The organism is Pseudomonas ficuserectae (assembly GCF_024584585.1).
Classification (GTDB): Bacteria; Pseudomonadota; Gammaproteobacteria; order Pseudomonadales; family Pseudomonadaceae; genus Aquipseudomonas; species Aquipseudomonas amygdali.
Map to the genome: position 1 here is coordinate 6010053 of NZ_CP085684.1, position 13096 is coordinate 6023148.

Genomic DNA, 13096 nt, shown 5'->3' on the forward strand with positions numbered 1-13096 from the left:
CTTCATGAGACGGGTTTCAACAGGTTTGGTGGCGATGTTGATCAGCGCGCACTTGATGGCAGCACCACCCAGGCCTTCTGCCGACCTCGCCACCTGTACGCGTAGCGCGACGGTGCTGGCGTGCAGCGATGCCCAAGGCAATAGCTACAGCGTGACCACCGCCGGATCGACGACCTGGTTGAAGGGTTACGAGGTACTCGATAAGCGCCGCTGGACGCAGACCAACAGTCGCTATGGTCAGCTGACGTTTTTTACCGGGCTGGCTTCCAATGGCGAAGCCTGGGTAGGCACTGTCCAGCGCGTGGGCTGGACAACAATCACGCGGGTGTCCAGCTCGAGCGGTACGCGTAGCAAGATCACCTGCAGTCGGCTGAACGGCTGCCGTTGACCTGCTCAGACCTGCTGTTCCTGCTTCTGCGCTTGCAGCCAGGCCATGTGCGAATCCACTGGCGGGTTGCGCTGGAAATAGCGCTGCAGGCCATTGAACAAGCCGTCTGCAACGGCCTGCTGATGGCGCGCTGTGACCAGACGCTGACTGTCTCGACTGTTGGAGATAAACCCGGTTTCGACCAGAATCGACGGTACGTCCGGTGACTTGAGCACGGCGAACCCGGCCTGCTCGACACGCTTCTGATGCAACGTGGTAATGCCTTCCAGACTGCCGAGAACGGTGTGGCCCAGTTGCAGGCTGGCTGCAATGGTAGCGTTCATCGACATGTCGAGAATCACCCCGGCGAGCATCGGATCCTTGTCCTTGAGGTTGAGCAGCGACGAGGCACCCAACAAATCGGCACCGTTTTCTCGCTGAGCCATGAAACGCGCCGTTGCCGAGGTTGCACCGCCTTCGGAAAGGGCAAACACCGAAGCACCAGAGGCCGTCAGACGAGGCGCTGCGTCGGCATGTACGGAGATGAACATGTCGGCGTTGGACTTGTGCGCGAACTCGACGCGCTTGCGCAGCGGTACGAAGAAGTCATCGTTGCGCACCAGACGCACGTCGAAACCCTTCTCGCGCTTCAGGCGTTTGGCCAGCAACTGCGCGATGGAAAGCACCACATCTTTTTCGCGTTCACCCCGAGAACCTACAGCGCCCGGGTCCTTGCCGCCATGACCGGCATCGACCACCACCATGATGTCGCGTCCGGTGTGCGCCTTGTTGGTCTGGATCGGGACGGGCACCGGTGGCGGCAGCTCAGCCATCTGCACGGGCGCATGGGCCGTGGAACTCATGTCCAGCACCAACCGGTGCCCCTGCCCACCTTCCGGGCCGAGCAGAAAACTATTGAGCTGCACTGGCGCGGTCAGGTCCAGCACGATGCGCGTGTCGTCACCCTGGCCGTAGTGCCCGGAGCGAATGGATTTGATAACGGTACGGTCCAGCGCCAGCTGGCTGAAGTCGCCGGTCAGCCGCGAACCGCTGACATCGATGATCAGACGGTCGGGGGCGGTAAGCGTGAAAGTTTTGTACTGCACCGGGCCGCTAAGGTCGAGGACCAGGCGCAGCTTGTCGTTGGTACGCCACAGGCGGGCGTTACGAATCTGTGTGGCATAGGCACCCAACGGCAACGTCAGAGCCGCGCTGGCCAGCAGCATGTTGAGCAACACTTGGCGTCGGTGCATGGAACGTCTCAAAGAGCAAATTGAGCATCCCGGCTCACGAAGGGTTCATCCACATCATTAGTAACAATATAACATGCAGTTACGGACGAAACATGAAGCCCTTCATGAAGATTCCGTCATCTGGCACCTCGCCAACGTGACAAAAAATCACCGCCTTCAGACAGAGTGTTCCACGTGGAACATAACCCTCTGAATTTGATCAGGTACGCGGGACGACATTGCCGCACTGTGGTCCCAGCCATACAGCGCGAGTGTCCATGCTGCCATTCTGTTGCTGACCAGTGGCGTTAAAAGTACCTACCACTTTTGTGGTGAACTCACGATCACTAAGGAACTGCGCCTGCCCGGTGCCCTGAGCTTTCGGGCAGCTAAACTGAAAATTCCAGGTCTTGCCATTTCGCGCGGTAATTTTTTGCGTACATCCGGAAGCCGGATCAGTCAGCGGAATGTTGTCAGACTGTACCTGAGCCTGTGTCAGGCAGGCTCTCACGCCCTTGCCGCCGAGCGACACGCCCTGCTTCTTCATCATCTGTTCCATCATGGCGCGCTGCTCAGGCGGCAGATTCTGCAATTGCCCCAGCATCAATTGCATGTCCGGCAATTGCTGTCCGTCCACCTTCATATTGCTAGAAGTCAGTTCCCACAAGCCAGGTTGCAGCATCTGCGCTTGAGCCAGGGGGGTAGCCAGGCAAAACATCCAGGCCAATATGCGTTTGTTCATTTCAAGATTCCTGATGGACGATTGCAGATGTAAACGGGGCCGGAATCATCCAGCCGGAAGATAAGCCTTAGACGGCACAGACGTCGCCCAGTTGCATGGGTAATAAAATAGCGACATTCCCGTTCAGCTGTGGTCTGTTAGGCAGCAAAGACGAGGAGCATTGTTCCACATGGATTATCACGACCCGTACTTTTTCGGTTATGTCCTCGGCTTCATTCATTTGCTGGGCACAGGCGCCGCCATTCACGCGCTGCTGACGGTGCGTACCTCTCAAGGTGCGATTGCCTGGGCGATGCCGCTGCTGTTCATTCCGTATTTCACCCTGCTGCCTTATCTGGTGTTCGGCAGAAGCTCGTTCGACGCGTACATCAAGGCGCGTCGCCAGGCCAACCAGGAAATGCGCATTGCGATTGGCAGCCTCAACTGGCGGCCGTGGATCGAGGAAGCTGTGGCAGCACGTCGCTCGGATGCCTATGCAGCGTTACGCGCCATGCCCAAGTTGGGAAACATGCCTGCACTGGCCAACAACAAAGTCAGGTTATTGATTAATGGTGAGGAAACCTTCGGAGCGATCTTCAAAGCCATCCGTGAGGCGAAAAAGACAATCCTGATTCAGTTCTTCATCATTCATGACGACAACCTCGGTCGCCAGCTGCAAACACTGCTGCTGGAAAAAGCCGCCGAGGGCGTAGGCATCTTTGTCCTTTATGACCGGATCGGCAGCCACGCACTGCCGGGGGCCTACATCGACAAATTGCGTGACGGTGGCGTGCAGATAAAAGCCTTTGCCACACGTGGCGGCTGGTTGAATCGCTTTCAGATCAACTTCCGCAACCACCGCAAGATCGTCGTCGTCGATGGCCTGAAAGGCTACATGGGCGGGCATAACGTCGGTGATGAATACATGGGGCTGAAGCCGCCGCTGGCTCCCTGGCGCGACACCCATGTAGAAGTCATCGGCCCGGTGGTCGCCTGCCTGCAGGAGTCGTTCGCCGAAGACTGGTTCTGGGCCACCCGCGAGCTGCCACCATTGAGCCTGCCCGATGAGTTTCCCGAGGATGGTGTGCTCTGCCAGCTGCTGACCAGTGGCCCGGCCGATGCGCAGGAAACCTGCTCGCTGTTCTTCGTCGAAGCCATCCACGCTGCCGAAGAGCGCGTATGGATCACCAGCCCTTACTTCATACCTGACGAAGCCGTGACCGCTGCGCTGACCCTGGCGGTACTGCGCGGGGTGGATGTGCGCCTGCTGCTGCCCTCACGGCCTGATCATTATGTGGTCTATGCCGCCTCCAGCCTGTACGCCTTCGATGCCGTGCGTGCCGGCGTGCGGGTATTCCGTTACGAACCAGGCTTCCTGCACCAGAAGGTCGTGCTGGTCGACAACGACATCACTGCCATAGGCAGCGCAAACCTCGACAACCGCTCGTTCCGCCTCAACTTCGAACTGATGCTACTGACGGTCGACAGCGACTTCTCCAGCCAGGTGGAATCCATGCTCACTGCCGACTTCAACCTCGCCCGCGAAATATCCGTGCAGGAAAGCCACGAAACGCGGCGCCTGCATCAACTGGGTATGCGCGTGGCGCGGCTGATTTCACCGATTCTTTGAAGATTCAGGTGTACTACTTGTTGCACCTCAAGCATTGGATAACCAATGAATTTTCACTAGAATTTTGCTAACCACGCGCATCAATGGATTTTACGAGGCTCAAAATGAAGGCGTCGCTGCAGCAGGTGTTACAGGCTGATCGAATAGACGACCTGCAAAAGCTCGGAACATTTATTGAAGTGAAGAGGTGCATCGAAACTCAGCTGATGTTGAAGCTCGGGGTCAATGGCTGGGTAGCGTTATTTTCGAAACTGAGTGTTCTGAAAACCGCGCTCTTGGCGAGTAAGACCTCCGTCCACATGGCCGCCCATGAAAACACCTTCAGAGAAGCCAAACGCAAACTCTCAAAAAGCCTGGGTTTTCAAATAACGGCACACAATCAAGCAGAGCTCGACCGGCTGATACAAACATGCTCACTGTATGTTCTCGGTCGTACGGTTGTTGACCCGCGTAAGCGCTTTGAAGAGAAGAAACACAGAAATTTCATTAGCAGTTCGAAACTGGAAGGAATCCACATACCCTTCACCGACGAGAAAACGTCTTTGGAGATGATACTGGCCAAGCACAGAAGATGATCAATGGACAGATACGATGCTTCTCATGACCACTATTGCTATCCCGGCTCATCGGTACTGAAAAACAAGCTGAACATTCAAGACATGGATGACCTTGAAGCAGCAGAGCGAGACATCACTGCCGTTACCGTTAATCGCGTCCAGTACGTCGCACCTCCTTACAGTCTCGACAATTTAAAACAGCTGCATCACCTACTCTTTTCCGACCTCTATGAGTGGGCCGGAAACATCAGAAGTGTCGATATTTCAAAAGGTGGAACTCGCTTTTGTACCTGCGCACGAATTGAGGTGGAGGCGGCTAAAATTTTTGCCAGTCTTCAGAAGAAAAACTGGCTGGGCGCATTGGACAAAGACGCTTTTTGCGGAGGCTTGGCAGAGTATTACTGTGAACTCAATATGATTCACCCCTTCCGCGAAGGCAACGGCAGGGTTCAGCGCATTCTCTTTGAGCACCTTGCCTTGTCTGCAGGCTATGAGCTCGATTGGGCAACCGTCAGTCAGGAGGAATGGGTAAGGGCCAATATTGATGGCGTCAACGTGAACTATGGCCCCATGAAAGACATATTCGAGCGCATCGTAACCCTCTGCTAATCGGCCTGCCGAGCACGAACGCCGCCTTGCGTGCTCAAGACACTTAAGACACTTAAGACTCTCAGAGTATCCCGGCCTCGATATTCGTAACTAAAGCTCATCCATAAATATCCTCCCGCGTCAGCGGCAACCCGGTCTTGCCATCGGCAAAGGGCTTCACGGCGAGTATCTGGTGCAGGTTGATCCAGCCCTTGGCGAATCCATAGGCGCAGCCCGCCAGGTACAGACGCCAGATGCGCAGGGTATGTTCGGGCACGATACGGGCGGCTTCGCCGAGCCTTGATTCAAGCCGCGCGCTCCAGTGTTCCAGCGTTCTGGCGTAGTGCGGGCGCAGGCTTTCCACGTCGACTATTTCCAGCCCGGCTTCACTGATATGGGCGCTGATCATGGCCACGTGCGGCAGCTCGCCGTTGGGGAATACATAGCGGTCGATGAACTCCCCGGCACCGCGCCCGACAGGACGCCCATCCGTATGCCGCGCGGTGATCCCGTGATTCATGACCAGGCCGCCCTCCTTCACCGCACCGAACAGGCATTGCGCATACAACGGCAAGTTAGCGTGCCCTACGTGCTCGAACATACCGACGCTGACCACCTTGTCGAAGCGCGCATCCTGCGGCAGGTCGCGGTAGTCGAGCAGTTGCAGGTCGACCTTGTCCTGCAAGCCCTCGGCCTGCACTCGTTGACGGGCCAGCGTCAGTTGTTGCTCGCTGAGCGTGATGCCGAAAACCTTCGCGCCATATTCGCGAGCGGCAAACCGCGCCAGTCCGCCCCAGCCGCACCCCACGTCCAGCAGATACTCACCTGGCTTGAGCCGTAACTTGCGGCACAGGTGGTGGAATTTATCCTGCTGCGCCTGCTCGAGCGATTCGTCACCGGTCTTGAAGTACGCGCAGGAGTAGACCATCTCTTTGTCGAGCCAGAGCTGGTAGAAGTCGTTGGATACGTCGTAATGGTAGGCAATCGACGCGGCGTCAGTGTCCTTGTCATGCTGGACGCGGATCGGGTTGTCGGTGCTGTCATCATCATCCACAAGGGCATGAGTCAGTTCATCGCAAACCCGGACAACTTCGCTGATCGAACCTTCCAGCTCCAGCCGCCCCTCTACGAAGGCACTGCCGAGCAAGCCCAGGCTGGGGTGGTTGAAATCGGAAACCAGTTGCGGGTCCTTGACCACTATCGTGACGCTGGGCGCAGGCCCCAGGTCCATCTGATGGCCGTCCCAGAGCTTGAGCCGTAACGGCAGATGAAGGTTCTGCAAGGTCGTTGGAAGTTGTGTAAGCATTCAAAATCACCCCCTTATCCAGAAACTCAAAAAGAGTAATCCAGCAAGGGCCCCGCAAGAGGGCCCGCAAAGGCTATTGGCGACGGCAAAACTGCAATGAATCAACTTCGGGGAACAGCCCTGTGCCCACTGATTCGAGCCGAAAGACAGCCTGAATTTGGATCACGCACTGAAAGACAGCTCTTAATTTGTAACAGAATTCGTCAAAGCTCAAGCCGTTTTATAGCGCTGATCAGCGCCGCTGGCTTGAGCCTTGTCGTTCACCAAATGCCTAGAGCTTCAGCAATGGCTCCTGAAAGCGCAGCAGACGTCCAGCATTGCCCAACACCAACAAGGTGCTCAGATTGTGCAGGATAGCTGCGACCATCGCGCCGGCAGCGCCGAGCAGACCAAAGGCGGCCAGCGCAACGATGGCCAGCGTCCAGCCCAGACCGATGATCACGTTGACCTGCAAGGTCTGACGGCACTGACGGCTGAGCCGCACACAGGTGCCCAGACGACGCAGATCGTTGCCGATCAGCACGATATCGGCGGAAGCCAGGGCAATGTCCGCCCCGCCCGCCCCCATCGCGACGCCGACCACGCCTGCCTTGAGAGCCAGCGAATCGTTGACCCCGTCGCCGACCACCATCGGCCGGAAGCCACTGGCGATCTCGCCCATGACACGGTTCAGTTTGTCCTCCGGCAATGCCTGCGCCTGAACGTCTGCTATGCCAATATCGTGTGCCAGGTTGTCGGCCACGCTTTGTCGGTCACCGGTCAACAGCAACTGCCGTCCCATGCCCAGCTCACGTAATTCAAACAGCGCAGCCTGCGCTTCAGGCTTGACGCTGTCGGCCAGCAGCAGCCAGGCCAGAAAAACACCATCCAGCGACAACCCGGCCAGCGGGCCGTCATGTGCAGGTACGCCGGGGGTGACAATGCCCAGCTGCTCGAACAATTCCGGACGGCCCAGCGCTGCCTCACCCTGCCCGGTGGACGCCACCACACCCAGTCCCTGCCGCTCACGGGTGTCCAGCAACGGCAGCAGCCGAGTGTTATCCACAAGCCCGGCCAATGCACGGCTGACCGGGTGACTGCTGGCCGACCCCAGGCTGGCCGCCAGTTCGAGCAATTGCGGATGCTGCGCCCCTTCAGCCTGCACCGACTGCAAGCGCAGTCGGCCATAGGTCAGGGTGCCGGTTTTATCCACAACCAGTGAGTTCAGGTCAGCCAGTTCTTCGAGAAACGCCGAACTGCGGATCAAAATGCCGTGCCGCGCGGCGACTGCGATACCGGCGATGGCCGTGGCCGGAGCCGAAAGCACCAGTGCGCAGGGACAGGCAGCCACCAGCACCGCCAGCATCGCCTGAGCATCCTGAGTAATAAACCAGGTCAGCGCCGCGATCAGCAAAACCAGCACCATGTAGCTGCCTGCGTAGCGTTCCAGCAGGCGTGTGATCGGCGGCTTGGAACGCTCAGCGCTCTGCATCAGCGCGATGACCTTGCCCAGCGTGGACTCATCGCCGATGCGGGTCACTTCGATACGCAGCAGCCCGTCCAGGTTGATCGCCCCACCAAACACTTCGATGCCGATACTGGCTTCCAGCGGCACCGACTCGCCGGTAATCGATGAAGTGTCCAGACTGGCCTGCCCGGAAAGAACCCGACCATCCGCCGGGACCCGGTCACCTGCACGCACTTCAACCTGATCGCCAGCCTTGAGCGTTGCGTTGTCGACCTCGCGAATATTGCCATCAGGCCCCAGTAAGCGTGCCTGGCTACGGGTCAGACGACCCAGCGCTTCAATGGCCTCCTGCGAGCCGATCACGCTGCGTTCTTCCAGCACATGGCCGAAGATCATGATGATCGGCAGCAAGGCGGCGGTCATCAGATCGCCAGTGGCCCAGGCACCGAGCATCGCCAGCGCGATCAACTGATCGGTGATGCCATGCAGGCTTGGATGCCGCAGGCTGTGCCAACCGGCGCTGATCACAGGTATCGCCACCAGCAGCGAGGCAGCGCCCAACAGCAATTGGCTGACACCTGCCTGTTCCGGAGCGAAAAAACGCCAGACCAGACCCAATGCCAACAGGCCCAGCGCCAGCATCGCGAGGGTCAATTGCCGGGCTGCGCTACGCTGCTCCGCGTTGCTCAGCAGACTGCCATCCGCTTGCGGTTTGATGGCGTGATGGGTGTGAACGGCTTCGCCACTCATTGCGGTGCTCCCTGAATGATCAGGCGGGAATCGTCTTTGGGATCGACGGTGGTGACCGAACCTGCCTGATGCAGAATGCCCGGCACACGTTCACGGTAAAGGCGCTGCATGAGGCCGGGATCGCTGCGGTTCTCGGCAGACCGCGTCAGGCTGACGACGGTCGCGGTGGCTGCCTGTGCCTTGGCCAGGCGCTCGGAAGCCTGTGCATGCGCCACTTGCAGGGTCCGGTCAGCGTGTTGATTAGCGGTCTGGGTCAGTTTTTCTGCATCCGTGCGTGCGTTGGCCACGGCCTGGTCGGCCTGCTGACTGGCCGTCAGCACGGCATTGAAAGCATTGACCGCCGACGTCGGCAGGCTCGACTGCACATCCACCCGAGCGACTTCGACGCCAATGCCCATCCCTGTCGCGTTGAGTTCAGTCAGGCGTTGATTGATACCGCGCACCAGGTCGCCGCGCAGCCGCTCACGGCGCTCTGCTGCCTGGCTGTCAGCGCCGATCAGCTCGGGGCGGGCAACCAGAATGGTGTCCAGGTCTCGCGCTGCAGTCAGCGCCACGGCGCTGCGATTGACCAGCCGGTCCAGTGCGGGCAATACATGATCGCCCTGCAATACGAAGGCGTTGGGGTCAGTCACTTTGTAGAACACGGTGACGTCCAGCTGCACCACACCGGCATCACCGGTCAGCAGAAAACCGGAACCAGCCAGAGCATCGCTCATCGGCGCCGACAGGGTCGCGATTTCATCGGCTTTGAGTGCCGCTGGCGAGCGCAGCAAGGTTTCCACCCGTCGCTCGATCACCCGATCAGCCGAGGGCAGCAGCACTACCTGCTCGAACGGCTGCGGCCAGTCGGTCAGCAATCCTGCGTTCTGCACCCGATCGAGCGCGCCGAAGCGCATGACCACGGCACGGTTCTGCGGATCGATCTGGCGCACGTTGGACGTCGCCCAGGCAAGCGCAGCCAGCAGGGTCACGCCATACAGTCCGATGAACGCCAGTCGGCTCGCCTGCAACCATGGGCTGTTGGCAGGCGGTCGTTGCGTTACGGGCTCGTCGACCGGTTGGCTCATGGCTGCGTTCCGCTCTTGCCGTCCAGCGATGGCGGGCCATCGACCAGCACGCGGAATGGCGCGGCGTCGGTGCGCAGTATCAGGCGAGTGCCCGGCGTCACGATGGTGCCCAGTGTGTCCAGCGAGCGCAGCAGGTTGTAGAGCTGCGGCGAACCCGCATAGGCGCGGCCATAGATCTGCGCGGCTTCAACCCGGGACTGCGCTTCGATATCGGCCGCCTTGACCGTGGCATCGGCCTCGACAATGCGCGCGTCGCGCTCGGCTGCCGAACGAATCTGCGCCGCTTCACGCTTGCCCACGGCGGTCCGCTCGGTGGCGATGGTCTCGCGCTCGGCGCGCATGCGATCCACGGTGGCGTTGAGCGTCACCGACGGCAAGGTCAGTCGTTCTACGCCTACCTGCAGAACACGAACGCCATAGGTCGCCAGCAGTTGCTGATCGATCTGCTGACGCAACTGATTTTCGAACGCGGTGATATTCACCTTGTTGGCGTCGGTGTTCACCAGACTGGACAGGTCGAAACTGCTCGCGGTGGTTTCCAGCGCCGAGCCGACAAAGGTGCGGATCTGCCGCGCTGCTTCGTCGGGCTGGTTTTGTACCGCGCGCATGAAGCGCTGCACGTTATCGGCATCGCCCTGTACCTGCCACGCCACATAGGCCTGAACGATGATGCGCAAGCCGTCGCGGGTGCCGACATCCTGCAAACCGCTGGATGTGGTACGCAGACGCAGATCCACCGGAATGGTCGCTTCGAACGGTGCGGGCCAGCGCCAGTTAAGGCCCGGGTCGAGCAGAACGCGGGAAGGATTGCCGAAGCGGGTGACGACGGTCGCTTCACCCGAGCGCACCTGCACCAGGCTCGCCGCCGCAATCGCGAAGGCGATCAGCACCGCCGCCAGGCTTGCCCGTCGCCAAGGGAACGCTGCCGGACCGGTCGCGCCATGATGATGGTGATGATGGCCGTGGCCGCCATGACCGTGACTGTCATGGCTATCGTGGTCGGCGTGATCGTGATGATGATGAAACAGACTCAAGGGACGACTCCTTACTGAACGGCTTTACGCGGCGCCGTTGGGTCTGCCGGTGGGGTGAAGGTACGCAGGTCGATGGTCGGCGCGTTGTCGCCGCCCAGACGGTGGTCGAGTATCAGCAGCTTGGCATTGCCCAGGCCTTCGGTCAGTTGCGCCAGGTATTGTTCCAGCAAAAATGCCTGCCCTGCCTTGGCGTAGGCCTGGCGCTCGGCACTGAAGCGCAGGTCCGCGCCTTGCGCTGTGGCCAGAACTTCGCGGGCTGCGGCACTGGCCTGATCGCGGGCAACGCTGGCATTGAGTTGCGCCTGGTTGGCCTTGTCACTGGCCGCACCGCGTTCGCGGGAGATCAGCGCCTGTGCGCCGATCTGCGCAGCCTGCACGGCATGATAGGCATTGGCGGCACCTGCTGGCGGGTGGATGGCTTCGACCACCGTGGCGAGCAGTTCAACGCCGCTGTCCAGACGCTGCAAGTCAGCCTGCACGGCTTTGCCGATGTCATCGGCCAGCCCGCTGCGCTGTTCGCCGAGCAGCTCGTCCAGCGTGCGCGAGGCAAAGTCATGCACCAGCACGCGGCTGGCCGTGCTGCGGATCAGAGAAGGAATATCGGCGCTGTTATAGGTCGAGGCCATCGCCGCGGCATCTGTCAGGCCGATGCGGTAGACGAACCGCACATCCATATTGACGATCTGAAAGCTCTGCTTGTCGCCGGCACTGCTGGCAATGACCTGGGATTTTTCGTTGATATGGCTGGCATCCCACAGTCGGTTAGCGCTGCCCGGCGGCGGCCCTTCGGCCGGGTCCAGCGTCTGCTCGGCCGCGTCGGCCGCAGAAACACTGGTCGCCAGCTCATGAACCACGCCGTTTTCAACCGCCAGAACCCGGCCGAACGGCCAAGGCAAACCGACATGCAGACCCGGTCCGAAGACCTCGACCGGTTTGCCGAACCGCTCATAAATGCCTCGCCCCTGCATCGGAATTTCATGCACGCCGCTCAGCGCCCAGCCCAGCGCCACAACCACCGCCAGCACCGGCAAAAAGGCGCGGCGCATGTAGGTAAAGGCCCAGATCTGGCGCAGATCAATGCCGAAGCGGTTGTGCAGCTCATGCTGCAAGGCGAGCAACGGGCGCGGCGGCCAGCGCAGCAGGTCAGCGATAAAACTGGCGGCCAGCAGGCGCGGCTCGAGACGCAGAGTGCGCGGGCTGAACACCGACAACACAGCCCGCAACAGAAATTCAAGCGCCACACCCAATGGCAACAGGCCGATCAACACAGCCAGCCGTGCAGGCCAGATGCGATCAGCGCTGGAGAAGAACAGGCACAACGCGCCGACCAACAGAACGATAAGCGTCATGCGCACTAACTGCGCCAGCGCCCCGGCCTCTGGCGACTGGCCTTCGGGCTCGCTGCTCAGTTGCCGCTCGATGACCAATAGCCCGAACGCCAACAGCAACAGGATACTGCCCGCCAGATTGCCTGAAGTGGAAAGGTCGGAGCCAGACAACGTCAGGTTCCAGAAGGCGCGGATGACGATCAACGCCAGCACTGCCCACCCGGCAAGCCACAGGGTCGAGCTGCCGATGTGCCGAACCAGTGACTCGCCCGAATCGCTCAGCCGGGTAAGCAGGCGCTCATACCAGCCGGTTTCATCGAGCGCTTGCGCCGTTGCGGGAGAGTCTGCGGCAACAGGTGCAGCCAACGCGCGGGCACGCCACATCGCGACGTGCCTGGCCGACTGCAGGCCCGCAGCGAGCAGTATCAGCGCCGCCGACGCATTGCCCAGCACGGCCATCCACAATGAACCAGGGGAAAACAGATCGATGGACAGCGCCAGCAGCAGCCCGAACGCGCCCACCCCACCGCTCACATACATCAGTCGTCCGAGACGCCGAACCTGCTGCACCGCCATTTGAAAACGCGGCAGGCCTTCGAGGCCATCGTGCTCACCCAAATCAACCCGCATCACTACCCCGGCACCCGCTGATTATTGCCCTGTGGAGAGCCGTGTATCGGCATCCATTAATGCAGCTGCATCATAGCGTTACGATATAACACGCAGAGTGAAACTTTCGTCAGGACTATTGCCTGAACGAATACGATATAGCGGCAAATGATTGGGCTGGATATCGTGCAGATGCTCCACACCAGCATGCGGTACTGGACGCTCTGCCTGCGGCAGGCTGACATTTGCTCAGTTTGCGACCCGGCAAAATGGTTGCTGAATATTGCGCGCATATTCGGGCGCTCTGCGCCAACGCACCTTATCGCCCTGACCGGCGCTGCGCACCCACCTCGCTCGCAAGCCTTGCGCCAAGCGGTGCCTAGCGCATTCAACCCACCACAACAGGCCTGAAAAACGCCCATTCCTGCCATCTGGATGCCGCTTCCATTGAGCACAATCG

Annotated in this window: 11 protein-coding genes; 4 read left to right on the top strand and 7 right to left on the bottom strand. The window is 59.9% G+C overall.

From position 1 onward, the window contains the following. The first annotated feature begins 4 nt into the window (after positions 1 to 4). Positions 5 to 388 carry a hypothetical protein gene (locus tag LJU29_RS27015; RefSeq protein ID WP_016982157.1) on the top strand — a complete coding sequence of 128 codons (384 nt, stop codon included), beginning with the start codon at positions 5 to 7 and terminating at the stop codon, positions 386 to 388. A gap of 5 nt (positions 389 to 393) precedes the next feature. Here the strand turns inward: LJU29_RS27015 and LJU29_RS27020 are convergent, their stop codons facing one another. After that, positions 394 to 1620, bottom strand: coding sequence for an N-acetylmuramoyl-L-alanine amidase (locus LJU29_RS27020; RefSeq protein WP_057423542.1), 1227 nt, complete (start codon positions 1618 to 1620; stop codon positions 394 to 396). A gap of 199 nt (positions 1621 to 1819) precedes the next feature. Beyond that, positions 1820 to 2341, bottom strand: a complete 522-nt coding sequence (locus tag LJU29_RS27025) for a DUF3617 domain-containing protein (RefSeq protein ID WP_054995540.1) — start codon at positions 2339 to 2341, stop codon at positions 1820 to 1822. A gap of 169 nt (positions 2342 to 2510) precedes the next feature. Between LJU29_RS27025 and cls the strand changes: the two genes are divergently transcribed. The 3 genes from cls to LJU29_RS27040 all read left to right on the top strand — a co-directional run bounded on the left by cls (position 2511) and on the right by LJU29_RS27040 (position 5116). After that, positions 2511 to 3950, top strand: a complete 1440-nt coding sequence (gene cls / locus LJU29_RS27030; RefSeq protein WP_005744900.1) for a cardiolipin synthase — start codon at positions 2511 to 2513, stop codon at positions 3948 to 3950. A gap of 104 nt (positions 3951 to 4054) precedes the next feature. Further along, complete coding sequence (locus LJU29_RS27035; RefSeq protein ID WP_257111447.1) at positions 4055 to 4525, top strand: YhfG family protein; 471 nt, start codon at positions 4055 to 4057, stop codon at positions 4523 to 4525. Positions 4526 to 4528: 3 nt separating this feature from the next. Beyond that, entirely contained in the window at positions 4529 to 5116 is a 588-nt protein-coding gene (locus LJU29_RS27040) for a putative adenosine monophosphate-protein transferase Fic (protein WP_005744902.1), read from the top strand. Positions 5117 to 5213: 97 nt separating this feature from the next. Here the strand turns inward: LJU29_RS27040 and cfaB are convergent, their stop codons facing one another. The 5 genes from cfaB to hflK (LJU29_RS27065) form a co-directional block, all read right to left on the bottom strand. Beyond that, positions 5214 to 6401 (bottom strand): C17 cyclopropane fatty acid synthase CfaB, encoded by a 1188-nt coding sequence (gene cfaB, locus LJU29_RS27045; RefSeq protein WP_004659139.1) that lies wholly within the window; start codon positions 6399 to 6401, stop codon positions 5214 to 5216. Positions 6402 to 6672: 271 nt separating this feature from the next. Continuing rightward, a complete protein-coding gene (locus LJU29_RS27050; protein ID WP_257111448.1) occupies positions 6673 to 8598 on the bottom strand; it encodes a cation-translocating P-type ATPase in 1926 nt (641 codons plus the stop codon). After that, positions 8595 to 9665: a protease modulator HflK gene (gene hflK / locus LJU29_RS27055; RefSeq protein ID WP_257111449.1), complete on the bottom strand. Its 1071-nt coding sequence runs from the start codon at positions 9663 to 9665 to the stop codon at positions 8595 to 8597. Before hflK (LJU29_RS27055) ends, LJU29_RS27050 begins: the two co-directional genes overlap by 4 nt. Further along, the gene (gene hflC / locus LJU29_RS27060) at positions 9662 to 10699 is read right to left on the bottom strand and encodes a protease modulator HflC (protein ID WP_057402112.1); all 1038 of its coding nucleotides are present in this window, start codon (positions 10697 to 10699) and stop codon (positions 9662 to 9664) included. Before hflC ends, hflK (LJU29_RS27055) begins: the two co-directional genes overlap by 4 nt. An 11-nt stretch (positions 10700 to 10710) precedes the next feature. Continuing rightward, positions 10711 to 12657 carry a protease modulator HflK gene (hflK, locus tag LJU29_RS27065; RefSeq protein WP_122322550.1) on the bottom strand — a complete coding sequence of 649 codons (1947 nt, stop codon included), beginning with the start codon at positions 12655 to 12657 and terminating at the stop codon, positions 10711 to 10713. Between the last annotated feature and the right edge of the window lie 439 nt (positions 12658 to 13096).